The organism is Klebsiella sp. C283, from assembly GCF_048822555.1.
In the GTDB taxonomy this organism is placed as follows: domain Bacteria; phylum Pseudomonadota; class Gammaproteobacteria; order Enterobacterales; family Enterobacteriaceae; genus Klebsiella; species Klebsiella quasipneumoniae.
Window position 1 is genome coordinate 232562 of the sequence record NZ_JBMEZS010000008.1, and the last position, 24824, is coordinate 257385.

The window sequence follows — 24824 nt, forward strand, 5'->3', positions numbered from 1 at the left end:
AGTGTGAACCGGCTCAAAGTAGGTGTATTAACGAACAACAACGCCCTCACCCGCGAAGGTGATGGCAAGCAAAAAACTATGGGCTGATGTGTTCGTCAGCTATTGCTGGTCCGATTCTGCCAGGTCATCTTGCTCCTGGCCCAAGAGCGATAATTCCAACAATGCGTATCGGTGCTCAACGTAGTTATGTACGTTGTTGGCGACCGCCAGTTTGAACAGTGCCGTAGCGCTGTCCTTGTCCCCCAGACTTAGGTAGTACTTACCTAAATAGAAGTTGGTTTCACTGAGATGCTCAGCGAGCGAGGTGTTATCCGTTGCGTCTGCCTTCAGACGAGTCATCAGCTCTTTTTCGCTAATGTCGCCAAGGTAGAACTCGACAATGTTCCATCCCCATTGCTCTTTGTCCGACTTGTCTAAGCGCTCTCTGAGTGCTTCAAGCGCCCGCTTCTCGTCGAGTTTACGCTCGGCGATATAAAGCCACAGGCTACGGAAAGGATCATTGGGATCGTCTTGATAAAACGCCAGCAGATCATCTTGCGCTAACTTAGCCCGGCCGCCGTAATACAGGGCGATACCGCGGTTCAAGTGCGCGTAGTTGTAAGTTGGATCAAGCTCAAGTACAGAATCAAACGCTTCATAGGCAGCATCAAAATTGCCTGCCTGCGTTAAGTAAATGCCTAAGTAATTGAATACTTCAGGCATATCGGGTCGGATTGCCAGCGCTTGTGAAAAATCATTTCGCGCTAATGCCCTCAGACCGAGACTATCATACAACACTCCGCGCTCATATAAAAGCTGTGCGCGTTCGTCATCGGATAAAGCCCGACTGGCAAGAATTTGTTCCATACGTGCCAGAATCACTTCTTGCTGTAAAGTCGGTTGCAATGGTACTGCGAGGACGGCGTCCTTACGCCAGGCGGTGCTACTGCATCCTGCCAGCGTGAGAGCTGTCGCCACGAAACACCAGCGCAAAAAAGGCTTCATTTCCCACTCCCGAAGACAACGATTGGATGAACGTCCTGTTCCCCGGCTGCAAACGAGGCGTCCTGCCCGTAAAACGCCCTCCGCAAAAGCGGAGGGCTAACGGCAACCTTACTCGCCCTGCTCGGCAGCCGGAACTTCCGGCGCTGCGGCAGACGGAGTCTGTTCAGTTGCTTCTTTGATGCTCAGACGGACACGGCCCTGGCGGTCAACTTCCAGAACCTTAACCGGTACTTCCTGACCCATCTGCAGGTAGTCAGTCACTTTCTCAACGCGCTTGTCGGCGATCTGCGAGATGTGAACCAGACCTTCTTTACCGCCGCCGATGGCAACGAACGCGCCAAAGTCAACGATACGGGTCACTTTACCATTGTAGATACGGCCAACTTCGATCTCAGCGGTGATCTCTTCGATACGACGGATAGCATGTTGCGCTTTGTCGCCGTCGGTCGCTGCGATCTTCACGGTACCGTCATCTTCGATTTCGATGGTGGTGCCGGTCTCTTCGGTCAGGGCACGGATAACAGAACCGCCTTTACCGATAACGTCTTTGATCTTGTCCGGGTTGATCTTGATGGTGTGGATACGCGGTGCGAATTCAGAGATGTCGCCGCGCGGCGCGTTAATCGCCTGCTCCATCACGCCCAGGATGTGCAGACGCGCACCTTTAGCCTGGTTCAATGCAACCTGCATGATTTCTTTGGTGATACCTTCAATTTTGATATCCATCTGCAGCGCAGAGATACCGTCGCGGGAACCCGCTACTTTGAAGTCCATATCGCCAAGGTGGTCTTCGTCACCGAGGATGTCAGACAGCACGACGAAGTTGTCGCCTTCTTTCACCAGGCCCATGGCGATACCCGCCACGGCGGCTTTCACCGGCACACCAGCGTCCATCAGCGCCAGAGAGGCACCACAGACGGAAGCCATGGAAGAAGAGCCGTTGGATTCGGTGATTTCAGACACCACGCGAACGGTGTACGGGAATTCGTCGATAGTCGGCATCACGGCCAGAACGCCGCGCTTAGCCAGACGACCGTGACCGATTTCACGACGCTTCGGAGATCCCACCATGCCAGTTTCGCCTACGGAGTACGGAGGGAAGTTGTAGTGGAACAGGAAGGAGTCGGTACGCTCGCCCATCAGTTCGTCGATGTTCTGCGCATCGCGTGCGGTACCCAGAGTCGCGGTAACCAGCGCCTGCGTTTCGCCACGGGTGAACAGTGCGGAACCGTGAGTACGCGGCAGAACGCCGGTACGAACGTCCAGACCACGGATCATATCTTTTTCGCGGCCATCGATACGCGGCTCACCGGCCAGCACGCGGCTACGAACCACGTTTTTCTCGATAGCGTGCAGGATTTCACCCAGTTCGTTAGCGTCCAGGGTTTCATCTTCTGCAACCAGCGTAGCGATGGTTTCAGATTTGATCACATCAACCTGAGCGTAACGCTCTTGTTTGTCGGTGATACGGTAAGCATCGCTCAGGCGGGATTCAGCCAGCGCAGCCACGCGCGCGTTCAGCGCTTCGTTGACGGCTTCCGGCTGCCAGTCCCAACGCGGTTTACCGGCTTCTTTCACCAGGTCGTTGATGTTCTGAATAACAATCTGCTGCTGCTCGTGGCCAAAGACCACCGCGCCCAGCATCTGGTCTTCGCTCAGCAGTTCCGCTTCGGATTCCACCATCAGCACGGCCGCTTCGGTACCGGCAACCACCAGATCCAGTTTGCTGGACTTCAGCTCTTCCTGGGTTGGGTTCAGTACGTACTGGTCGTTGATGTAACCCACGCGCGCGGCGCCGATTGGGCCATTGAACGGAATACCAGACAGGGACAGCGCTGCGGAAGCGCCGATCATCGCGACGATATCCGGGTTAACCTGCGGGTTAACGGAAACCACGGTGGCGATAACCTGAACTTCGTTAACGAAGCCTTCCGGGAACAGCGGGCGAACCGGGCGGTCAATCAGACGCGCGATCAAGGTTTCGCCTTCGCTTGGGCGGCCTTCACGACGGAAGAAACCACCCGGGATTTTACCGGCAGCGTAGGTACGCTCCTGGTAGTTAACCGTCAGCGGGAAAAAGTCCTGGCCTGGCTTCGCTTTTTTCTGGCCCACAACGGTCACGAATACCGCAGTGTCATCCATGCTAACCATCACAGCGGCCGTTGCCTGGCGCGCCATCATGCCGGTTTCCAGGGTCACGGTATGCTGGCCGTACTGGAATTTACGAACGATCGGATTAAGCAAAATTCTATCCTTTTTATCTATAAATCACGCCATATCTACGACATAGCGTCTATTGACCCGATCCTCTGCATCCTCGCGACTAATGACAACCTTTACCCGCCCCTGCGGATGAAGCCTCTCATTAGCCGCGCGAACCTCTGCATGAAGATCATTACTAGCAACAATACATGAGTTTTGAATGAATTGCTGCCGCCCGGTCGAAAAAAGGGGCCGTCAGGCCCCTTTTTCTGAAACTCGCAGAATTAGCGACGCAGACCCAGACGCTCGATCAGCGCAGAGTAACGTGCAACATCTTTACGTTTCAGGTAGTCGAGCAGTTTACGACGCTGAGAAACCATGCGCAGCAGACCACGACGGCTGTGGTGATCTTTTTTGTGCTCTGCAAAGTGGCCCTGCAGGTGGTTGATCTGTGCAGTCAGCAGTGCAACCTGAACTTCGGTAGAACCGCTGTCGTTTTCGCCACGACCAAACTCAGAAACGATTTTTGCTTTAGCTTCAACGCTTAGAGACATTTTAGAACTCCAAAATTAAAAGAAAGAAAGGGTGCCGATCTCTAATTCAGCGACCCCTGATGCAACGCCCGAAAATGTTAAAACACTTTAGCGGACGTTAAGCGGCGATATTCTACTCGTAGCAGGCTTTTATCGCAAGAAAAGCGCTTACGCCGGGTATTCCACCACCAGACGACGCGGCGCCACGCGGCCTTCATCGTCAATTTCGCCCATGCCGAGAAACTTGCCGGATTCACTTTCCATCACCCGCACCAGCCCGTTAAGCGGCGCGCCTGACTGACGTACCGGGTTGCCGTTTTTAAAGTAGACCGCGGAGGTCTCCGGGATCGTCACCAGCGGATAGTCCGACGCCGGGCTGTCCATGGGCATCAGCAGCGGATCGAGCAGCTGCGCGGCAGGAATATCCTGCGCCGCCGCCTGATCGACCAGCGCCTGCAGCTGCTCGAGGGTCACCATCCGCTCAACCGGGTATTTGCTCACCGCCAGGCGACGCAGGAAAATCACGTGCGCGCCGCATCCGAGCTTCTCACCTAAATCATCGATAATCGTCCGGATGTAGGTGCCTTTCGAGCAGTGGATCTCCAGCTCCAGCTCATCGCCTTCATGGCGAATAAACAGCAGCTCATAAACGGTAATCGGCCGAGCTTCACGCGGGACCTCAATCCCCTGACGGGCATATTCGTACAGCTTCTTGCCCTGATATTTCAGCGCCGAATACATCGACGGCACCTGCTGCGTCTCGCCGCGGAAGCTGTCCAGCGCCGCCGCCAGCTGTTCGTCGCTAAAGGTCAGCGGGCGCTCTTCCACCACCTGGCCATCGGCATCGGAGGTATCGGTGCGCTGGCCAAGTTTAGCTATCACGCGGTAGCGCTTATCGGAGTCCAGCAGGTATTGGGAAAACTTGGTCGCTTCGCCAAGGCAGATCGGCAGCATACCGGTCGCCAGCGGATCCAGCGCGCCGGTGTGTCCGGCGCGGTTGGCGTTATATATACGCTTTACTTTCTGCAGCACATCGTTGCTGGAGGCGCCCTGAGGCTTATCCAGCAGCAATACGCCGTGCACGTCGCGGCCGCGACGACGAGGACGACTCATCAGTCCTCCTTGCTGTCGTCCGGGTTCACACGACGCTCATCGTCGTGTTTCACCACGCTGGTGACCAGGTTGGACATACGCATCCCTTCCACCAGTGAGTTGTCGTAGAAGAAGGTCAGCTCCGGCACGATGCGCAGGCGCATCGCTTTCCCCAGCAGAGAGCGGATAAAGCCAGAGGCTTCCTGCAGCGCTTTGATGCCCGCTTTCACCGCGGCTTCATCTTTGTCGTTGAGGAAGGTGACATACACCTTGGCATAGGCCAGGTCACGGGACATTTCCACCCCGGAAACGGTGGTCATCATGCCCAGACGCGGATCTTTAATTTCACGCTGCAGGATGATAGCAATCTCTTTTTGCATCTCCTGGGCCACGCGCTGCGGGCGACCAAATTCTTTCGCCATAATAAATTCTCCAGAATAAAGACAAAAAAGGGGCCTAAAGCCCCTTTTTAAAATGATTGCCGGGTGGCGCTTCGCTTCCCCGACGGCTTAGCCATCCGATGATTAATCGATGCTACGCTGGATTTCGATGATTTCGAACACTTCGATCATATCGCCAACGCGAACGTCGTTGTAGTTCTTCACACCGATACCACATTCCATGCCGTTACGGACTTCGTTAACGTCATCTTTGAAGCGGCGCAGGGATTCCAGCTCGCCTTCATAGATAACCACGTTGTCACGCAGCACGCGGATTGGGTTGTGACGTTTGATCGTCCCTTCGGTAACCATACAGCCCGCGATGGCGCCGAATTTCGGCGATTTAAAGACATCACGCACTTCAGCCAGACCGATGATCTGCTGTTTCAGTTCCGGAGACAGCATGCCGCTCATCGCCGCTTTCACTTCGTCGATCAGGTTATAGATGACGGAGTAGTAACGCAGATCCAGGCTTTCCGCTTCGATAACTTTACGCGCAGAGGCATCGGCACGAACGTTGAAGCCAACCAGAATCGCGTTGGATGCTGCAGCCAAGGTGGCGTCGGTTTCGGTGATACCACCTACGCCGGAACCGATGATCTTCACTTTCACTTCGTCGGTAGACAGTTTCAGTAAGGAATCGGAAATCGCCTCGACAGAACCCTGTACGTCCGCTTTCAGCACGATGTTCACTTCGTGAACTTCGCCTTCGGTCATGTTAGCGAACATGTTTTCCAGTTTAGATTTCTGCTGACGCGCCAGCTTAACTTCACGGAATTTGCCCTGACGATACAGCGCCACTTCACGCGCTTTTTTCTCGTCACGAACCACGGTCACTTCATCACCGGCAGCCGGCACACCGGACAGGCCGAGGATTTCCACCGGAATGGACGGACCCGCTTCCAGCACTTCGCGACCCAGTTCGTCACGCATCGCACGCACACGACCGTATTCGAAGCCGCACAGAACGATATCGCCCTTGTGCAGAGTACCTTCGCGAACCAGAACGGTAGCGACCGGACCACGACCTTTATCAAGGAAGGATTCGATCACCGCGCCGCTCGCCATCCCGTTACGGACCGCTTTCAGCTCGAGTACTTCAGCCTGCAGCAGGATCGCGTCCAGCAGGTCGTCGATACCGGTACCGGCTTTCGCGGAGACGTGGACGAACTGGCTCTCGCCGCCCCACTCTTCCGGCAGGATGCCGTACTGGGACAGTTCGTTCTTCACACGGTCCGGATCGGCTTCAGGCTTATCGATCTTGTTCACCGCAACCACCACCGGCACCTGCGCCGCTTTGGCGTGCTGGATAGCTTCGATAGTCTGCGGCATCACGCCGTCGTCTGCCGCCACCACCAGAACCACGATATCCGTCGCCTGCGCACCACGAGCACGCATGGAGGTAAACGCGGCGTGGCCCGGGGTATCCAGGAAGGTGATCATGCCGTTGTCGGTTTCTACATGGTAAGCACCGATGTGCTGGGTAATACCACCCGCTTCGCCGGAGGCAACCTTAGTGGAACGAATGTAGTCCAGCAGCGAGGTTTTACCGTGGTCAACGTGACCCATGATGGTCACAACCGGTGCGCGCGGTTCAGCCGCCGCGCCGGTGTCACGGTCGCTCATTACCGCTTCTTCCAGCTCGTTTTCACGACGCAGGATAACTTTGTGGCCCATCTCTTCGGCAACCAGCTGTGCGGTTTCCTGGTCGATGACCTGGTTGATGGTCGCCATGGCGCCCAGCTTCATCATCGCTTTGATGACCTGCGAACCTTTCACCGCCATCTTGTTAGCCAGTTCGCCAACGGTGATGGTTTCGCCGATCACGACGTCACGGTTAACGGCCTGCGCCGGCTTCTGGAAGCCCTGCTGCAGAGCGGAACCTTTACGGTGCTTACCGCCTTTGCCGCCGCGAACGGCCGCACGGGCTTCTTCACGATCGGCTTTAGATTCAGCGTGTTTGTTGCCTTTCTTCGCCGGACGCGCCGCTTTGCTGCTACGGCTGCGGCTGCGGCCGCCTTCGACTTCACGATCGTTATCATCTTCAGCCTGACGTGCATGCTGTGACGTGGTGACGTGATAGTCGCTGGTGTCTTCCGGGCTGTCTGAAGTTTCAGACCAATTTTTTTCGTTTTCTTCTGCCATACGGCGTGCTTCTTCCGCTACACGGCGCGCTTCTTCTTCAAGTTTGCGGCGTGCTTCTTCTTCCGATTTGCGCTTCAGTTCCGCGGCTTCGTTCTCGCGACGGATCTTTTCAGCCTGGGCGGTTTTGGTCATTTCGTCGGTATGTTGATTGCTCACTTTGTCTTTTTCCGCAGCTTCACGTTTCGCTTTATCAGCGACTTCACGTTTAGCTTGTTCTGCGGCCTCACGTTCAGCTTTTAATTGCGCCTCGCGTTTCGCTGCTTCTTCAGCTTCACGACGGGCCTGCTCTTCCGCTTCACGCTGCGCCTGCTCTTCCGCGGCCAGGCGTTCAGCCTCTTGCGGATCGCGTTTCACAAAGGTGCGTTTCTTGCGGACTTCGATTTGTACCGATTTACTCTTTCCACCGGTACCTGGAATATTCAACGTACTGCGCGTCTTACGCTGTAACGTCAGCTTGTCTGGCGCCGAACCGTGCTCACGGTTCAGGTGCGTCAACAAAGTTTGTTTCTCTTGCGAGGTCACAGAATCATCAGCCGTTTTGCGGATGCCTGCGTCAGCAAATTGCTGTATCAGGCGATCCACAGAGGTCTGAATCTCTGAGGCCAGCGCTTTAATAGTCACATCTGTCATGCTGTTCCTTCCTGCTACAGTTTATTACGCTTCGTCGCCGAACCAACAAATGTTGCGAGCGGCCATGATGAGCTCGCCAGCTTTCTCGTCGGTCATCCCTTCGATATCAGCCAGGTCATCAACGCCCTGCTCGGCGAGATCTTCCAGCGTACAAACACCACGGGCAGCCAGTTTGAATGCCAGGGCACGATCCAGACCTTCGAGATTCAACAGATCATCGGCAGGTTTGTTATCTCCCAGGCTTTCTTCCTGAGCCAGCGCCAGCGTAGTCAGTGCGTTTTTCGCACGCTCACGAAGTGCTTCAACGGTGGCTTCATCCAGACCGTCGATTTCCAGCAGTTCTTTCATCGGCACATAGGCCAGCTCTTCCAGTGAGGAGAAGCCTTCTTCAACAAGCACTGTCGCGAAATCTTCATCAATATCGAGATATTTGGTGAAGGTATCGATAGCGGCATGCGCTTCCGCCTGGTGCTTAGCCTGCAGATCGTCAACGGTCATCACGTTGAGTTCCCAGCCGCTAAGCTGCGAGGCCAGGCGGACGTTCTGACCATTACGGCCAATCGCCTGCGCCAGGTTGCCCGCTTCTACCGCGATATCCATGGTGTGTTTATCTTCATCCACCACGATGGACGCGACGTCTGCCGGCGCCATAGCGTTAATCACGAACTGCGCCGGGTTATCATCCCAGAGGACGATATCGATACGCTCGCCGCCCAGCTCGGTGGATACCGCCTGAACGCGCGCGCCGCGCATACCGACGCAAGCGCCAACTGGGTCGATACGCTTGTCGTTGGTTTTCACCGCGATTTTGGCACGAGAGCCCGGATCGCGAGCTGCCGCTTTGATCTCCAGCACTTCTTCACCGATTTCCGGCACTTCGATGCGGAACAGTTCGATCAGCATCTCAGGTTTGGAACGGGTCACGAACAGCTGGGCGCCACGCGCTTCCGGACGGACGGCGTACAGTACGCCGCGAATGCGGTCGCCCGGACGGAAGTTTTCACGCGGCAGCATATCTTCACGCAGGATCACGGCTTCAGCGTTGTTGCCCAGATCCAGAGTGATGTTGTCGCGGTTCACTTTTTTCACCACGCCGGTGATGATCTCACCTTCGTGCTCGCGGAACTGATCGACCACCATCGCGCGCTCGGCTTCGCGAACTTTCTGCACGATAACCTGTTTAGCGGTCTGGGTGGTGATGCGGTCGAAGGTGACAGATTCAATCTGATCTTCGACGTAGTCGCCGACGTTCATGCTTTCATCTTCGAAACGCGCGGCTTCCAGCGTGATCTCGCGCGTCGGCTGGGTGACTTCTTCTACAACCAGCCAGCGACGGAAAGTGTCGAAATCGCCGCTCTTACGGTCGATTTCAACGCGAACGTCGATCTCTTGTTCGTATTTTTTCTTGGTGGCCGTTGCCAGCGCGCTTTCCAGCGCTTCGAAAATTTTCTCACGCGGCAGCGCTTTTTCGTTGGAAACGGCTTCAACAACAGCCAAAATTTCTTTGTTCATCGGGGCCTTTCACCTCAATCCAGACTGTTAAAAGTGGGGAACCAGGTTCGCCTTCTGGATGTTACTCAGCGCGAACACTTCATCTTTGCCTTCGACGGTTACCGTGATCATTTCACCGTCTACCGCTTTGATAATGCCCTGCCATTTGCGACGGTTCTGAACCGCCATGCGCAGCACCAGCGCAACTTCTTCGCCAGTGAAACGTTGATAGTGTTCGGCGGTGAACATCGGACGGTCGAGACCAGGCGAAGAGACTTCCAGGTTGTAAGCGACAGTGATCGGGTCTTCGACATCCATGACGGCGCTTACCTGGTGGCTCACATCAGCACAATCATCAACGTTGATGCCATCTTCACTATCAATATAGATGCGCAGTGTGGATGTGCGACCGCGAATAAATTCGATGCCGACCAGCTCAAAGCCAAGCGCTTCAACCGGCGCAGTGAGCATCTCTGTCAATTTTTGCTCTAATGTGGACAAACCCACCCCCAAGACATAAAAAAAGGGCGTATAGCCCAGTTATTCTGAAGTCAGATAACAAAAAACCCCGATAAATCGGGGCTTTAGATAACTGAACCCTGAGATCGCCATGGCGATCTGGAACACCTTCCGCAAGAATTCTTTCAAATTCGGCTACGAAGGACACCTAGTCCTCACAGTATATTTGAAAAAGTACTTAATGGGAAAGTGGTTGCGGGGGCCGGATTTGAACCGACGACCTTCGGGTTATGAGCCCGACGAGCTACCAGGCTGCTCCACCCCGCGCCTGAAACGTGGCATATTTTACTCTTTTTGAGCAAAAGACGCAAATACTGCTGGGATTTGGTACCGAAGACGGGACATAAAATCGGGATGAATTGTAACGACAATTAGTATATTTTGTCAACATGCATTTTATCGCCCCCGATTGCCGTTTGTGCTGGTATTTCAGGCTTTTTTAGCAAAAAGATGATGAAGCCCTTCCTGTCACCAGTAAAAGATGGTTAAATGAATACTCACAATTAATGCATAAAAATGCAGTTAAGGTTGTTGAGTCGAACTCACCACAGTCTATCGAGCAGGGTTTTATTTTATGACGACGATTCTCAAGCATCTCCCGGTTGGTCAACGTATTGGTATCGCTTTCTCTGGTGGACTGGATACCAGCGCCGCGCTGTTATGGATGCGCAAAAAAGGCGCCGTGCCTTATGCATATACCGCTAACCTGGGTCAACCGGACGAAGACGACTACGATGCTATTCCGCGCCGCGCGAAAGAGTACGGCGCCGAAGGCGCCCGTCTGATCGACTGCCGCAAACAGCTGGTCGCAGAAGGGATCGCCGCGATTCAGTGTGGCGCTTTCCATAACACCACCGGCGGGTTGACCTACTTCAACACCACGCCGCTGGGCCGCGCGGTCACCGGCACCATGCTGGTAGCGGCAATGAAAGAAGACGGCGTCAACATCTGGGGCGATGGCAGCACCTATAAAGGCAACGATATCGAACGTTTCTATCGCTACGGCCTGCTGACCAACGCTGAACTGCAGATCTACAAACCGTGGCTGGACAGCGATTTCATCAATGAACTCGGCGGCCGTCACGAAATGTCCGAATTTATGATCGCCTGCGGCTTCGACTACAAGATGTCGGTCGAGAAAGCCTATTCCACCGACTCCAACATGCTCGGCGCTACCCACGAAGCGAAAGATCTGGAGTTTCTGAATTCCAGCGTCAAGATCGTCAACCCGATTATGGGCGTGAAGTTCTGGGACGAAAACGTGAAGATCCCTGCGGAAGAGGTCACCGTACGCTTTGAGCAAGGTCACCCGGTAGCGCTTAATGGCAAAACCTTCGCCGATGACGTCGAGATGATGCTGGAAGCCAACCGCATCGGCGGTCGTCACGGCCTGGGCATGAGCGACCAGATCGAAAACCGGATTATCGAAGCGAAAAGCCGCGGCATTTATGAAGCCCCGGGGATGGCGCTGCTGCATATCGCTTACGAGCGTCTGCTGACCGGTATTCATAACGAAGATACTATCGAGCAATATCACGCTCACGGTCGCCAGCTGGGCCGTCTGCTGTATCAGGGCCGCTGGTTCGATTCCCAGGCGCTGATGCTGCGTGATTCGCTGCAGCGCTGGGTCGCCAGCCAGATCACCGGCGAAGTCACCCTTGAGCTGCGTCGCGGCAACGACTACTCGATCCTCAATACGGTATCAGACAACCTGACCTATAAAGCAGAGCGTCTGACCATGGAAAAAGGCGATTCCATGTTTACCGCTGAAGACCGTATCGGCCAGCTGACCATGCGTAATCTGGATATCACCGATACCCGCGAGAAGCTGTTCGGCTACGCGCAGTCTGGCCTGCTGAGCGCCTCCTCAGCGACGGGTTTACCGCAGGTTGAAAATCTGGAAAACAAAGGCAAATAATCGCCTGACGATGTTTACTCTCTGCCGGCGGCTCTCCGCCGGCTTTTTTATTTTTTGTTACCAGTCTGCACCAGAAAATTCGAAAAGAGGCATTATTTCCTTATCGCCTGGTCAGCAAAATTGTTGACTATAATATCCTCAATTGATTAATTCGTATCTGGTGATAAACATCATGAATATTAAACCGCCTATCAGGCCGCAGAAGGCCATTGACCGATTGATCGATGTGCTTGAGCCACACGCGACGCCCGTTAACGCGATCGCCAGAAAAAGACTCACGTGGGAATATAAAGGCAAAACCCAGCTCTTTATTTTTAAAAAAGGCGAGTTGTCGATTATTCGTAATTCCGACAGGCTCTTGATGGTGACCGTCTATGAACCCCACCTTTTCGGCGTGGCGGAAATGCTGCAGCCCAGCCGCAGTCATAGCCTGCGTGCAGAGGTCTCATCCGAGCTGCTACGTATCGACTACGATCTGGCGTCGGCGCTATTTCGTCAGCATAATCTGTGGGAAGAAGTGACAATCCTGCTGGCCTATCATACCTCGTATATGGTGTATCGTGACGATCTGGTCTTGCAACAGCGAACCTATTCGGTGATCCGTAACCATCTGCTGGAAATGATGCTCTTAACCGAAGAGACACGACAGCGCGTATCTATTCTTGAATATATTCAGGACCGGACTCATCTCTCACGCAGCAGTATTCTTAATGTCTTGTCAGCCTTAAAGAAAGGCGGTTATATTGCCTTTGCCCGGGGGGGTTATTTACAAAGCATTGCCTCACTTCCTGAAAAATTCTGACTCGCGCCAACCTCTGTCATTTGTGGCTATTCATCTCACAGCTGAAGTTGTTTAAATTTAAACCAATAAACGCTAACGGTAACAAAAAAATAATTTTAAGCTAAATACCTGAGTTACCGGAGGACATCCTGTGCCGGGTACGACCAGCAGACAGCCAAGGCGTGCATCGCCGGGCCTGCGCAGGTGCAGGATATGCCGCCGGCAATCGGCCAGGCGTGAGCAGCGGTAGCGGGAGTTGATCCCCTCTCCTACCGCCTGCTCGACCATAACGATGAGATCCAAAAACCCGTTAATTTTGCCCGAACACCCGTATCGGGCTTTTTTTTATCTGAAGGAATTCAACAATGAAGTCTATTGCTCCAAAAATGGTAGCCCTGATGATCGCTGTGGGGGCCAGCGGCGCCGCCTGCGCATCCGTTAATCTGCATGGTGAAGCCGGTAGCGAGTTTACCAATCTGTCTGCCAGCTTTGGCGCCGGGGAACCTGGAATGACGTTCAATACCCAGTGGGCGCATAGTGACAATGACGGCGACACTATTGGACTGGGTATGGGTTATAACTTCAACCTCGGGCCTTTCCTGATGACGCTGGGCGGTAAAGGCATCTATCTGAACCCTAAAGATGGGGATGAAGGCTACGCCATCGCCGCGGGTGGCGGAGCAGAGCTTCCTCTCAGCCAGTACTTCACGCTCTTCGGTGAGGGCTATTACTCGCCGGACTCGATGTCCAGCGGCGTCGATGATTATGTGGAGGCCAATGCCGGGGTACGCCTTAACGTGCTGCCGTCGCTGAATATCGAAGCAGGCTATCGATATATCGATATGGCGGGGAAAGACGGCCATCGCGACAACACCCTCGCCGACGGGGCCTACGCCGGGGTTAACTTCCGCTTTTAATCCATGCACAGGGATTGCCATCCGGCAGTCCCTGCTTCATTCTTAACTGGCCTGCGGCACGCTTTTCAGTACGCGGTTAATCTCCTGCAGGCCAGCAACATTATTCTCTTTGCGGTAAACCTCATTCATGGACGCCATCTGCTCCAGGCGGGTCAGAGCGCCATACACCTGATACGCCTCGCTGTGTCTGTCGAACACATCGCGGCGCTCAACATCCTGCAGATAATGGCTTTTCAATGAATGGTTAAGGCGGCCAATCAGTGCCGTATTGTCCTGGAAATAGCGCGTCACCGCCTGGGCATTATTCGCTGCAACGCCAGGCTCACTGTATGATACCGGTACGGTTAGCGCATTAATCGTCTCCACCGTTTTGGATGGCGATGTTGAACTGCATCCCGCTAAACCGAGCGCGCCGGCGACGATAAGCAACCCGATCTTGTTCATTGTGTCACTTCACCTCTGTTGATTAGACGTGGCGACTTTAACGACAGTAAAAGGCGGGAGCCAGTGAAGAGATGTTTATTAATAAATGACCGGCGGGGATAAAAACAAAAAAAGACGCTTTTCAGCGTCTTTTTTCTGGAATATTGGTACCGAGGATGGGACTCGAACCCACAAGCCCGTTAGGGCACTACCACCTCAAGGTAGCGTGTCTACCAATTCCACCACCTCGGTACAGAATACTTAGTGCGGGATATCGCTGGTCGGCTGAGCCGGCGCAGTTGGCTGAGTTTGCTCTGTTTTCGGCGCGCTCAGGTTATCCCACTCACTTCCTTTACTGGTCTTGTTGCTGTTGATGTTACCCAGCGCCAGACTGATGATGAAGAACAGCGCAGCCAGGATGCCGGTCATACGGGTCATGAAGTTACCAGAACCGCTGGACCCAAACAGTGTGCCGGAAGCGCCTGCACCGAAGGAGGCTCCCATATCAGCGCCTTTACCTTGCTGCAGCATAACCAGACCTACGAGGCCAATCGCTACAATAAGGAAAACAACCAAAAGAGCTTCGTACATAATCAACCTGTTCCTTGCGGATTCGCCGCATACCAAGTGCTTCGACCAATAAAGCGGGACGTTTTAACGTTTCCCACTGAAGCGGGTGTGAATACTAACCAAAGCGAATGACCTTCGCAAGGGCAATTTCGACACATTGTATCAACTGCAGAAAAAAACAGCAAAAAGCCGGTATTCGATCATAAAAAAGGCGGCAAGCGCCGCCTTTTTAACCACTTAGCCGACAAGCTTAGACGCTTTTTACCGCTTCGGCGATGCGATGCGCAAACTCGTGCACCTGATCTTCATGCTCGCCTTCCACCATGACGCGGATCAGCGGTTCCGTACCCGATTTACGCAGCAGGACGCGGCCACGCTTACCTAACGCCGCTTCCACTTCTGCGGTCACCGCTTTGACATGCTCATTCTCCAGAGGGTTACCGCTGCCCTCGGTAAAGCGCACATTCACCAGCAGCTGAGGGAACATCTTCATGCCGCTGCACAGGTCATGCAGGCTCATATGGTTGCGTACCATCGCCGCAACCACCTGCAAACTGGCGACGATGCCATCGCCGGTGGTGGTTTTATCCAGCAGGATCACATGGCCGGAGTTTTCCGCACCGATGCGCCAGCCTTTTTCCTGGAGCATCTCCAGCACATAGCGGTCACCCACCTTAGCGCGGGCAAACGGGATGCCCAGCTGCTTGAGCGCCAGCTCCAGGCCCATATTGCTCATCAGCGTACCGACGGCGCCGCCGCGCAGCTGTCCCTGACGCAGCCCTTCCCGGGCGATGATGTAGAGGATCTGGTCACCATCGACTTTATTGCCTTCGTGGTCAACCATGATCACCCGATCGCCATCGCCATCGTAGGCAATGCCCAGATCGGCTTTTTCCGCCAGCACGCGCGCCTGCAGCGCCCGCACGTCGGTGGCCCCGACCTCTTCGTTGATGTTGAGGCCGTCAGGCTCGCAGCCCATCGCGATAACCTGGGCGCCCAGTTCGCGGAAAACATTGGGCGCGATGTGGTAGGTTGCGCCGTGTGCACAGTCCACCACCACTTTCAGCGTGGAGAGGCTCAGCTCGTTAGGAAAGGTGCCTTTACAAAACTCAATGTAGCGGCCTGCGGCATCGACGATGCGGCTGGCTTTACCCAGCTCAGCCGAGTCCACACAGGTGAGTTCTTTCTCCATTTCGGCTTCAATCGCCTCTTCCACATCATCCGGCAGCTTGGTGCCCTCAATGGAGAAGAACTTGATGCCGTTGTCGTAGAAAGGGTTATGTGAAGCGGAGATGACGATCCCCGCCTCGGCGCGAAAGGCGCGCGTCAGGTAGGCGATCGCCGGCGTTGGCATTGGCCCGGTGAACGACGCAGAGAGCCCCGCAGCCGCCAGCCCGGCTTCCAGCGCCGATTCCAGCATATAGCCCGAAATACGGGTATCCTTGCCGATGATAATTTTACGCGAGCCGTGACGCGCTAACACTTTGCCCGCCGCCCAGCCGAGCTTAAGCACAAATTCCGGAGTGATCGGCGCATCGCCGACGCGGCCACGAATACCATCGGTGCCAAAATACTTGCGGTTACTCATAACGTTTTTTTCCCTTAGCGGCGAGAGTGGCTTCCACCACGCGCAGCGCTTCTACCGTTTCTTTGACATCATGGACGCGGATAATCTGCGCGCCCTGCATTGCTGCAATGACGGCACACGCCAGGCTGCCGTTCAGCCGTTCCGACGGCCCGACGTTCAGCAACTGACCTACCATCGACTTACGCGACATACCGACCAGCAGCGGCAGACCAAAGTGATGAAACTCTCCCAGCCTGGCCAGCAGTTGATAATTGTGGGTGAGATTTTTACCGAAACCGAATCCCGGGTCGAGCAGCAATTTTTCTTTTGCGATCCCTGCCTGTTCGCAGCGCACGATGTGTTCATTAAAAAAGCGCTCCACATCGGCGAAGACATCCTCATACTTCGGCGCCTCCTGCATGGTTTTCGGCTGTCCCTGCATATGCATCAGACACACCGGCAGCCCGGTTTCCGCCGCAGCCTGCAGCGCGCCGGGTTCGGTCAGCGAACGAATATCGTTAATGATATGCGCCCCTGCCCGGGCGGATTCGCGGATAACCTCCGCTTTGGAGGTATCCACGGAGATCCACACCTCAAAGCGCTGGGCGATAGCCTCCACCACCGGGATCACCCGCGCAAGCTCCTCTTCCACGCTAACCTCAGCCGCCCCTGGCCGCGTCGATTCACCGCCGATATCAATGATGGTCGCCCCGGCGTTGATCATCAGATTGGCATGCTTCACCGCCTCAATCAGCGAATTATGGGCGCCGCCATCGGAGAAGGAGTCAGGCGTCACATTAAGAATACCCATCACGTGGGGGTGAGAGAGATCGAGGGTTGAGCCCTGGGCTACAAGTTTCATCACAAAATCCCTGAGACTGAAGAGGTTAAAAAAGAAAAACCCCGGAGCGGGCGCCCCGGGGTTTTAAGGTTAAAACAAGACATCAACAGCGGCAGCTTATTTGTCGCCCAGCTGCTCTGACATGGTGTTGCCCGGGTTCGGCGTACGCGGTTCATCGACCGGACGCGGCGCACGAGGCGTGCCATTGTTGTCAGAGTTGTTAGAAGAACCGGGTTCTTCCCATCCCGCTGGCGGACGAACATCGCGACGAGCCATTAGGTCGTCAATCTGCGGCGCATCGATGGTCTCATACTTCATGAGCGCATCTTTCATCGCGTGCAGAATGTCCATGTTGTCGTTCAGCAGCTGGCGAGCACGACCGTAGTTACGCTCAATCAGCGATTTCACTTCCTGGTCGATGATACGTGCAGTTTCATCGGACATATGCTTCGCTTTCGCGACGCTGCGGCCGAGGAACACTTCACCCTCTTCTTCCGCGTACAGCAGCGGACCAAGTTTGTCGGAGAAGCCCCACTGGGTCACCATGTTACGCGCCAGGTTCGTCGCCACTTTAATGTCGTTAGACGCGCCGGTAGAAACGTGTTCCGGACCGTAGATAATCTCTTCCGCCAGACGACCGCCGTACAGGGTGGAGATCTGACTTTCCAGTTTCTGACGGCTGGCGCTGATCGCATCGCCTTCCGGCAGGAAGAAGGTCACACCCAGCGCACGACCGCGCGGGATAATCGTCACTTTGTGCACCGGATCGTGCTCCGGCACCAGACGACCGATAATCGCGTGGCCCGCTTCGTGGTAAGCGGTGGACTCTTTCTGCGCTTCCGTCATCACCATGGAGCGGCGTTCCGCACCCATCATGATTTTGTCTTTCGCTTTTTCGAACTCAACCATCGATACGACGCGTTTGTTGCCGCGGGCAGCAAACAGGGCCGCTTCGTTGACCAGGTTGGCCAGGTCCGCACCGGAGAAGCCAGGGGTACCGCGAGCAATGATTGCCGCATCGATATCCGGCGCCAGCGGAACGCGACGCATATGCACTTTCAGGATCTGCTCACGACCGCGAACATCCGGCAGGCCAACCACCACCTGGCGGTCAAAACGGCCCGGACGCAGCAGCGCGGGGTCAAGAACGTCCGGACGGTTAGTCGCCGCGATAACGATAATGCCTTCGTTACCTTCGAAGCCGTCCATCTCAACCAGCATCTGGTTCAGGGTCTGCTCACGTTCATCGTGACCACCGCCAAGACCGGCGCCACGCTGGCGGCCGACGGCGTCGATTTCATCGATGAAGATGATGCAAGGCGCTGCTTTCTTAGCCTGTTCGAACATGTCACGCACACGGGATGCACCAACACCGACGAACATTTCTACGAAGTCAGAACCGGAAATAGTAAAGAACGGCACTTTTGCTTCGCCAGCGATCGCTTTCGCCAGCAGCGTTTTACCGGTACCCGGAGGACCGACCATCAGGACGCCTTTCGGGATCTTACCGCCCAGTTTCTGGAAGCGGCTCGGCTCACGCAGGTATTCCACCAGTTCGCCGACTTCCTCTTTCGCTTCGTCACACCCGGCAACGTCAGCAAAAGTGGTTTTGATCTGATCTTCCGTCAGCATACGGGCTTTGCTTTTGCCGAAGGACATCGCGCCCTTTCCGCCGCCGCCCTGCATTTGCCGCATAAAAAAGATCCAGACGCCGATCAACAGCAGCATTGGGAACCAGGAGATGAAGATGGAAGCCAGCAGGCTTGGCTCTTCTGGTGGTTCACCAACAACTTTGACGTTTTTAGTCAACAAGTTATCGAGCAGCTTCGGATCGTTAACCGGAATGTAAGTCGTGTAACGGTTACTATCTTTCTTGGTAACGTTGATCTCACGTCCGTTGATACGCGCTTCGCGAACCTGGTCCTGATTGACCTCTTGCAGGAAGGTAGAATAATCCACCTTGCGGCCATTCGACTCGCTGGGCCCAAAGCTCTGGAATACTGACATCAGCACAACGGCAATGACCAGCCAGAGTATTAGGTTTTTCGCCATGTCACTCAAGGGATTAACCTCTTATTACAACTGTGTTAAAAACAGCGTCAGGATACGCTATATCCAGTTTCTTTCAAACTTTCATTTGAAATCTGCCGGTTATGGTTTACGCCCGGTCGCTACAATATACACTTCACGCGAACGAGCGCGGGAAGAGTCCGGCTTACGAACTTTGACCTTCGTAAACAGGGAGCGAATTTCTCGAAGATACTCATCGAAGCCTTCGCCCTGGAACACCTTCACTACAAAACTACCACCTGGCGCTAATACATCACGAGACATTTCAAGCGCCAGTTCTACCAGATACATCGCCCGGGGAATATCCACCGCCGGTGTTCCGCACATATTCGGCGCCATATCGGACATGACCACTTGCACTTTACTGTCGCCTACTCGCTCAAGTAACGCTTTCAGGACTAATTCATCACGAAAGTCGCCCTGAAGGAAGTCCACACCAACGATTGGATCCATTGGTAAAAGATCGCAAGCGATGATGCGGCCGCTGTTGCCGATCTGCGTGACCGCATACTGCGACCAGCCTCCGGGAGCAGCGCCGAGGTCAACTATCGTCATCCCCGGCTTAAAAATTTTGTCACTTTGCTGTATTTCATCAAGTTTAAACCAGGCACGGGAACGTAACCCCTTTTTCTGTGCCTGTTGAACATATTTATCGCTAAAGTGTTCCTGAAGCCAGCGGCTTGAGCTGGCAGAACGCTTTTTACCTGTCATTTAACATTCCCGTTCGGGTTCATCGTACTTTACTGCGTAAAAATCGACGCGGTAGTTTGGCGATATATGGGAGATGGCGGTAGAATGACCCGTTTTCAATCCCAACGTAAGCAAAAAAATACGATGAATCTGAGTACTAAACAAAAACAGCACCTGAAAGGTCTGGCACATCCGCTCAAGCCGGTAGTTATGCTTGGCAACAATGGTTTGACCGAAGGGGTACTGGCCGAGATCGAACAAGCGTTAGGGCACCATGAACTCATCAAGGTGAAGATCGCCTCAGAAGATCGCGAAACTAAAGCCTTGATCGTGGAAGCCATCGTGCGCGAAACCGGCGCCTGTAACGTACAGGTCATCGGTAAAACGCTGGTTCTGTACCGCCCAACGCCAGAGCGTAAAATCTCGCTGCCACGCTAAGAATATCCTCAATCCCGACACAACTTTGTGTAAAACGAGGGATTTCTGTGGCCAGGCGAGCAAAATGCCATGCTCGTGACGTTGATAAAAGGCCGCTATGCGGCCTTTTTCCTTTCTTTACAATCTATAAACATCGTAGCGGGAAATTCGCCTTACAGGTATTCAACCTTGGTAATTTCGTATTCCACTTCCCCACCCGGTGTACGGATAGTCACGACGTCATCCTGCTCTTTACCGATCAGACCACGGGCAATCGGCGAGTTCACGGAGATCAGATTCTGCTTAAAATCAGCTTCGTCATCGCCCACGATACGGTAGGTCTGTTCCTCGTCAGTATCGAGGTTCAGCACGCTGACAGTAGAGCCAAAAATCACCCGGCCATTATTCGGCATTTTGGTGATATCGATAACCTGCGCATTGGACAGCTTCGCTTCGATATCCTTGATACGCCCTTCGCAGAAGCCCTGCTGTTCACGCGCGGCGTGATACTCGGCATTCTCTTTCAGATCGCCGTGTTCACGGGCCTCAGCAATAGCGGCAATGATTTCAGGACGACGCACAGACTTCAGATAATCCAGTTCTTCGCGCAGTTTTTCAGCGCCACGTAAGGTCATCGGAATCGCTTGCATTAGTTATACCTCTTTATCATTCCTTCAGGAAACGGATAGCTCCGCTCCGCCACCTGTCCTGTCCACGGGCAGGACACGAGCAAAAAGAAACCGACCCGGGAAACACTCCCCAGGTCAGCAGCAATTTTTCATTTGATAGGTATTTTACCCCGAAGTTCATTATGGGTCATCGTTTACTTTACTGGGCGTTGCACCGTAGTATGACGGCCTGGCTTCAGGTTGTTAGCGCGAGATTATGCGATTTCCCAGATTTATCATCGGATTGACTGCCGGTATAGCGCTTAGCGCTCAGGCGGCGAATATTGACGAGTACATCACCCAGCTTCCCGCCGGTGCGAACCTTGCCTTTATGGCGCAAAAGGTCGGCGCATCGACGCCGGAAATCGACTATCACAGCCAGCAAATGGCGCTTCCGGCCAGTACGCAAAAGGTCATCACCGCGCTGGCGGCCCTGCTGCAGCTGGGTCCCGATTTTCGTTTCACCACCACGCTGGAAACCAAAGGCTCACTGGACGGCGGCGTGCTGAAAGGCGATCTGATCGCCCGCTTCGGCGGCGACCCGACGCTGAAGCGGCAGGATATTCGCAACATGGTGGCGATGCTGAAAAAAGCTGGCGTGCAGCGTATCGACGGCAATGTGCTTATCGATACCTCGGTCTTCGCCAGCCATGATAAAGCGCCGGGGTGGCCGTGGAACGACCTGACGCAATGCTTCAGCGCTCCACCTGCAGCGGCGATTGTCGACCGCAACTGCTTCTCGGTCTCGCTGTATAGCGCGCAGAAGCCGGGCGATCTCGCCTTCATTCGCGTCGCCTCCTATTATCCGGTCACCATGTTCAGTCAGGTTCGCACCCTGGCGCGTGACTCATCGGAAGCCCAGTATTGCGAACTGGACGTGGTGCCGGGCGACCTCAATCGCTATACCCTCACCGGCTGCCTGCCGCAGCGTAGCGAACCGCTGCCGCTGGCCTTCGCGATACAGGATGGCGCCAGCTACGCCGGGGCGATCCTTAAAGCGGAGCTGAAGCAGGCGGGGATCGCCTATAGCGGCACGCTGCTGCGTCAGACGCTGGCCAATGAGCCCGGCACGGTATTAGCCACCACCCAGTCGGCGCCGCTGCACGATCTGCTGCGGATCATGCTGAAGAAATCCGACAACATGATTGCGGATACCGTTTTTCGTACCATCGGTCATGCCCGGTTCGGCGTACCAGGGACCTGGCGGGCAGGATCCGATGCCGTACGTCAGATCCTGCGTCAACAGGCTGGGGTTGATCTCGGCAACACCATCATCGCCGACGGCTCTGGCCTGTCGCGCCACAACCTGATCGCCCCGGCGACCATGATGCAGGTGTTGCAGTATATCGCCCAGCACGACACCGAGCTCAACTTCATCTCTATGCTGCCGCTGGCGGGCCATGACGGCTCGCTGCAGTATCGCGCCGGCCTCCATCAGGCGGGCGTCGATGGCAAAGTCTCGGCGAAAACCGGGTCGCTGCAGGGGGTTTATAACCTTGCGGGCTTCATCACTACCGCCAGCGGGCAAAAGGTGGCCTTCGTGCAATACCTCTCCGGCTACGCCGTGGAGCCAGCCGATCAGCGTAACCGCCGCATACCCTTGGTGCGCTTTGAAAGCCGGCTTTATAAAGATTTGTACCAGAACAACTAAAAACAAAAGGGCCGCATCAGATGCGGCCCTTTTTGATCCAGAGAAGTCAGGATTAACGTTTGTAGATGAATTCAACGCCTTCTTCGTCGTCTTCGTCCCAGTCGTCATCCCAGTCTTCGTCATCTTCCACTTCGGCTTCGGCCTCTTCAAGCTGCTGACGGTGATAGTCGTCCCACATAAACTCGACTTTCTCCGGCTTCTGCTCTTCTTCCGCCTGCACGATGGGGTTTTCGATGATGAAGGTCATCACGTCCCAGCACAGATCTTTTACGCCCTGCTGGCTGGCGGCGGAGATCAGGTAGAATTTCTCTTCCCAACCCAGCGCTTCAGCAATTGCCTTCGCTTTAGCTTCGGCTTCCGCTTTGTCCATCAGGTCAATCTTGTTAAAGACTAACCAGCGCGGTTTGGAGGCCAGCTTCTCGCTGTATTTCTCCAGCTCGCCGATGATGATGCGCGCGTTCTCAACCGGATCGGAACCGTCGATAGGCTCGATGTCGATCAGGTGCAGCAATACGCGGCAGCGCTCAAGGTGCTTGAGGAAGCGGATGCCGAGGCCTGCGCCTTCCGCTGCGCCTTCAATCAGCCCCGGGATATCGGCGACCACAAAGCTCTTCTCATTGTCCATACGCACCACGCCCAGGCTTGGCACCAGGGTGGTAAACGGATAGTCAGCCACTTTCGGCTTGGCGGCGGAGACCGCACGGATGAAGGTGGATTTACCGGCGTTCGGCATCCCGAGCATTCCGACGTCCGCCAGCAGCATCAGCTCCAGCTGCAGGTCGCGCTTATCACCCGGCGTACCCATGGTCTTCTGACGCGGCGTACGGTTAACGGATGATTTAAAACGGGTGTTGCCCAGACCGTGCCAGCCGCCCTTCGCCACCATCAGACGCTGACCGTGTTTGGTCATATCGCCCATGGTCTCGCCGGTGCCCTGGTCGATAACCCGGGTCCCGACCGGCACTTTTACCGTCACGTCTTTACCACGCTTACCGGTACAGTCGCGGCTCTGGCCATTCTGCCCGCGTTCGGCGCGGAAAGATTTTTCAAAACGGTAGTCGATCAGGGTATTCAGGTTTTCGTCCGCTTCCAGCCAGACATCGCCGCCGTCACCGCCATCGCCGCCGTCCGGGCCGCCTTTCGGAATATATTTTTCGCGGCGGAAGCTTACGCAACCATTGCCGCCGTCACCTGCTACGACCAGGATCGTTGCTTCATCTACAAACTTCATTTTACTCTCCGTAAATCATTCGCCTGAGCGGGGCAGCGGTACTACCGCCTCTCGCTTACGCCAACGTCCCCAAAGACGATGACCGATGGCGGAATACATCGCGCCCGCAACCACGACAAACGCACCGAGATAACCAATCAGGTTTAACATCGGTCTGGCGAAAACATCGGGCCAGGCCATTGATAATAAATCAGAAAACAGTAGCGTAAACAGTGGCGTCAAGGTGATTAACGCGCTGACCTGCGCCGCCTGCCAGCGCGCCATGGCTTCCGCCAGCGCCCCGTAGCCGACAAGGGTATTCAGCCCGCAAAAAATCAGGCATGCCAGTTGCCAGCTGCTTAACCGGGATATCACACCAGGCTCAGCGAGCGGCAGTAATGCAATCGTACATAAAGTGTACAGCAAAAATAGTATCTGCTGTGATGCCAGACGGCGCAATAACACCTTTTGCGCGACGCCGTAGCTTACCCACACCGTGGCGGCAGCAACGCCGAAAATTACCCCCCACGTGTAGTCCGTCAGGCGGGTAAAGATTTCAATCAGGCTGGTGTTGAAGAACATCACCAACCCGCTGAGCAGCATTAACGCGCCCACCACCTGGGTGCCGCGCATGCGCTCTTTCAGAATCACGACGCTAGCCACCATCATGCCTACCGGCGATAGCTGGCCGATGACCTGAGAAGCCGTGGGGCTGAGATACTGCAGGGAAGAACTGAACAGGATGAAGTTACCGAACAGGCCGCCGGTGGCAATCGCTAATAAGACCAGCCAGCGCGGCTTGCGAAAAATTCGCAGCGGCGGCAGTTTGCCTTTGATCGCGAGGATCGCGCCAAGGCCAATACTGGCCATCAGGAAGCGATAAAACACCACCGTTGGCGGCGCCATCACCTCAAGAACCTGCTTCATTGCAATCGGCAACGCTCCCCAACACATCGCGGTGGTAAGCGCCAGAATAATGCCAATCCCAGCCTGCTGCTTCATGCCTGTTTCCCTGCAAAAATTTTCCGGTAGACGAATGTAAAAAGCCCCGCAACGTGTTGCGGG

At 54.9% G+C, this 24824-nt stretch carries 22 protein-coding genes and 2 tRNA genes; 5 read left to right on the forward strand and 19 right to left on the reverse strand.

Annotated features, from left to right (window positions below; translation table 11 throughout):
- Window positions 1-99: 99 nt before the first annotated feature.
- The 9 genes from nlpI to ACOI7Z_RS17580 form a co-directional block, all read right to left on the reverse strand.
- Window positions 100-984, reverse strand: a complete 885-nt coding sequence (nlpI, locus tag ACOI7Z_RS17540; RefSeq protein WP_004206169.1) for a lipoprotein NlpI — start codon at window positions 982-984, stop codon at window positions 100-102.
- A 108-nt stretch (window positions 985-1092) separates the two neighbouring features.
- A complete protein-coding gene (pnp, locus tag ACOI7Z_RS17545) occupies window positions 1093-3228 on the reverse strand; it encodes a polyribonucleotide nucleotidyltransferase (protein ID WP_023291115.1) in 2136 nt (711 codons plus the stop codon).
- 242 nt (window positions 3229-3470) lie between these two features.
- Window positions 3471-3740: a 30S ribosomal protein S15 gene (gene rpsO / locus ACOI7Z_RS17550; protein ID WP_002918244.1), complete on the reverse strand. Its 270-nt coding sequence runs from the start codon at window positions 3738-3740 to the stop codon at window positions 3471-3473.
- Between the two features lie 147 nt (window positions 3741-3887).
- Entirely contained in the window at window positions 3888-4832 is a 945-nt protein-coding gene (gene truB / locus ACOI7Z_RS17555; RefSeq protein ID WP_023291116.1) for a tRNA pseudouridine(55) synthase TruB, read from the reverse strand.
- On the reverse strand, window positions 4832-5233 hold the full coding sequence (gene rbfA / locus ACOI7Z_RS17560; RefSeq protein WP_002918248.1) for a 30S ribosome-binding factor RbfA: 402 nt from the start codon (window positions 5231-5233) through the stop codon (window positions 4832-4834). The genes truB and rbfA overlap by 1 nt, the downstream gene beginning before the upstream one ends.
- Window positions 5234-5335: 102 nt before the next feature.
- Window positions 5336-8026 (reverse strand): translation initiation factor IF-2, encoded by a 2691-nt coding sequence (gene infB / locus ACOI7Z_RS17565; RefSeq protein ID WP_023291117.1) that lies wholly within the window; start codon window positions 8024-8026, stop codon window positions 5336-5338.
- Between the two features lie 24 nt (window positions 8027-8050).
- Complete coding sequence (gene nusA / locus ACOI7Z_RS17570; protein WP_002918252.1) at window positions 8051-9538, reverse strand: transcription termination factor NusA; 1488 nt, start codon at window positions 9536-9538, stop codon at window positions 8051-8053.
- A gap of 27 nt (window positions 9539-9565) precedes the next feature.
- The gene (gene rimP, locus ACOI7Z_RS17575) at window positions 9566-10018 is read right to left on the reverse strand and encodes a ribosome maturation factor RimP (RefSeq protein WP_002918364.1); all 453 of its coding nucleotides are present in this window, start codon (window positions 10016-10018) and stop codon (window positions 9566-9568) included.
- A gap of 208 nt (window positions 10019-10226) precedes the next feature.
- Window positions 10227-10303, reverse strand: a tRNA-Met gene (locus tag ACOI7Z_RS17580).
- 307 nt (window positions 10304-10610) lie between these two features.
- Between ACOI7Z_RS17580 and argG the strand changes: the two genes are divergently transcribed.
- The 3 genes from argG (at window position 10611) to ACOI7Z_RS17595 (ending at window position 13652) form a co-directional block, all read left to right on the forward strand.
- A complete protein-coding gene (gene argG, locus ACOI7Z_RS17585) occupies window positions 10611-11954 on the forward strand; it encodes an argininosuccinate synthase (RefSeq protein WP_004144895.1) in 1344 nt (447 codons plus the stop codon).
- Window positions 11955-12126: 172 nt separating this feature from the next.
- Window positions 12127-12756, forward strand: coding sequence for a winged helix-turn-helix transcriptional regulator (locus ACOI7Z_RS17590; protein WP_023291118.1), 630 nt, complete (start codon window positions 12127-12129; stop codon window positions 12754-12756).
- 344 nt (window positions 12757-13100) lie between these two features.
- Entirely contained in the window at window positions 13101-13652 is a 552-nt protein-coding gene (locus ACOI7Z_RS17595) for a YfaZ family outer membrane protein (RefSeq protein ID WP_087848555.1), read from the forward strand.
- 42 nt (window positions 13653-13694) lie between these two features.
- On the opposite strand, the gene ACOI7Z_RS17600 is transcribed toward ACOI7Z_RS17595, so the two are convergent.
- The 7 genes from ACOI7Z_RS17600 to rlmE all read right to left on the reverse strand — a co-directional run bounded on the left by ACOI7Z_RS17600 (window position 13695) and on the right by rlmE (window position 19834).
- Window positions 13695-13943, reverse strand: coding sequence for a hypothetical protein (locus ACOI7Z_RS17600; RefSeq protein ID WP_072420646.1), 249 nt, complete (start codon window positions 13941-13943; stop codon window positions 13695-13697).
- A 297-nt stretch (window positions 13944-14240) separates the two neighbouring features.
- A tRNA-Leu gene (locus tag ACOI7Z_RS17605) sits at window positions 14241-14327 on the reverse strand.
- 9 nt (window positions 14328-14336) lie between these two features.
- Window positions 14337-14666: a preprotein translocase subunit SecG gene (gene secG / locus ACOI7Z_RS17610; RefSeq protein ID WP_002918369.1), complete on the reverse strand. Its 330-nt coding sequence runs from the start codon at window positions 14664-14666 to the stop codon at window positions 14337-14339.
- A gap of 229 nt (window positions 14667-14895) precedes the next feature.
- Window positions 14896-16233 (reverse strand): phosphoglucosamine mutase, encoded by a 1338-nt coding sequence (gene glmM / locus ACOI7Z_RS17615; RefSeq protein ID WP_004206179.1) that lies wholly within the window; start codon window positions 16231-16233, stop codon window positions 14896-14898.
- A complete protein-coding gene (gene folP / locus ACOI7Z_RS17620; protein ID WP_004206182.1) occupies window positions 16226-17074 on the reverse strand; it encodes a dihydropteroate synthase in 849 nt (282 codons plus the stop codon). The genes glmM and folP overlap by 8 nt, the downstream gene beginning before the upstream one ends.
- Window positions 17075-17170: 96 nt before the next feature.
- Window positions 17171-19105: an ATP-dependent zinc metalloprotease FtsH gene (gene ftsH, locus ACOI7Z_RS17625; RefSeq protein ID WP_004206183.1), complete on the reverse strand. Its 1935-nt coding sequence runs from the start codon at window positions 19103-19105 to the stop codon at window positions 17171-17173.
- A gap of 99 nt (window positions 19106-19204) precedes the next feature.
- Window positions 19205-19834, reverse strand: a complete 630-nt coding sequence (rlmE, locus tag ACOI7Z_RS17630) for a 23S rRNA (uridine(2552)-2'-O)-methyltransferase RlmE (protein ID WP_008806638.1) — start codon at window positions 19832-19834, stop codon at window positions 19205-19207.
- Between the two features lie 123 nt (window positions 19835-19957).
- On the opposite strand from rlmE, the gene yhbY reads away from it, so the two are divergent.
- Entirely contained in the window at window positions 19958-20251 is a 294-nt protein-coding gene (gene yhbY, locus ACOI7Z_RS17635) for a ribosome assembly RNA-binding protein YhbY (RefSeq protein ID WP_002918374.1), read from the forward strand.
- A 152-nt stretch (window positions 20252-20403) separates the two neighbouring features.
- On the opposite strand, the gene greA is transcribed toward yhbY, so the two are convergent.
- Complete coding sequence (gene greA, locus ACOI7Z_RS17640; RefSeq protein ID WP_002918375.1) at window positions 20404-20880, reverse strand: transcription elongation factor GreA; 477 nt, start codon at window positions 20878-20880, stop codon at window positions 20404-20406.
- A 235-nt stretch (window positions 20881-21115) separates the two neighbouring features.
- On the opposite strand from greA, the gene dacB reads away from it, so the two are divergent.
- Window positions 21116-22549 carry a serine-type D-Ala-D-Ala carboxypeptidase gene (gene dacB / locus ACOI7Z_RS17645; RefSeq protein ID WP_420702429.1) on the forward strand — a complete coding sequence of 478 codons (1434 nt, stop codon included), beginning with the start codon at window positions 21116-21118 and terminating at the stop codon, window positions 22547-22549.
- Window positions 22550-22601: 52 nt separating this feature from the next.
- Here dacB and cgtA read toward each other — a convergent pair whose 3' ends face one another.
- Window positions 22602-23780, reverse strand: coding sequence for an Obg family GTPase CgtA (gene cgtA / locus ACOI7Z_RS17650; RefSeq protein WP_004206186.1), 1179 nt, complete (start codon window positions 23778-23780; stop codon window positions 22602-22604).
- Between the two features lie 15 nt (window positions 23781-23795).
- The gene (locus ACOI7Z_RS17655) at window positions 23796-24761 is read right to left on the reverse strand and encodes a DMT family transporter (protein WP_004206187.1); all 966 of its coding nucleotides are present in this window, start codon (window positions 24759-24761) and stop codon (window positions 23796-23798) included.
- Window positions 24762-24824 lie beyond the last annotated feature (63 nt).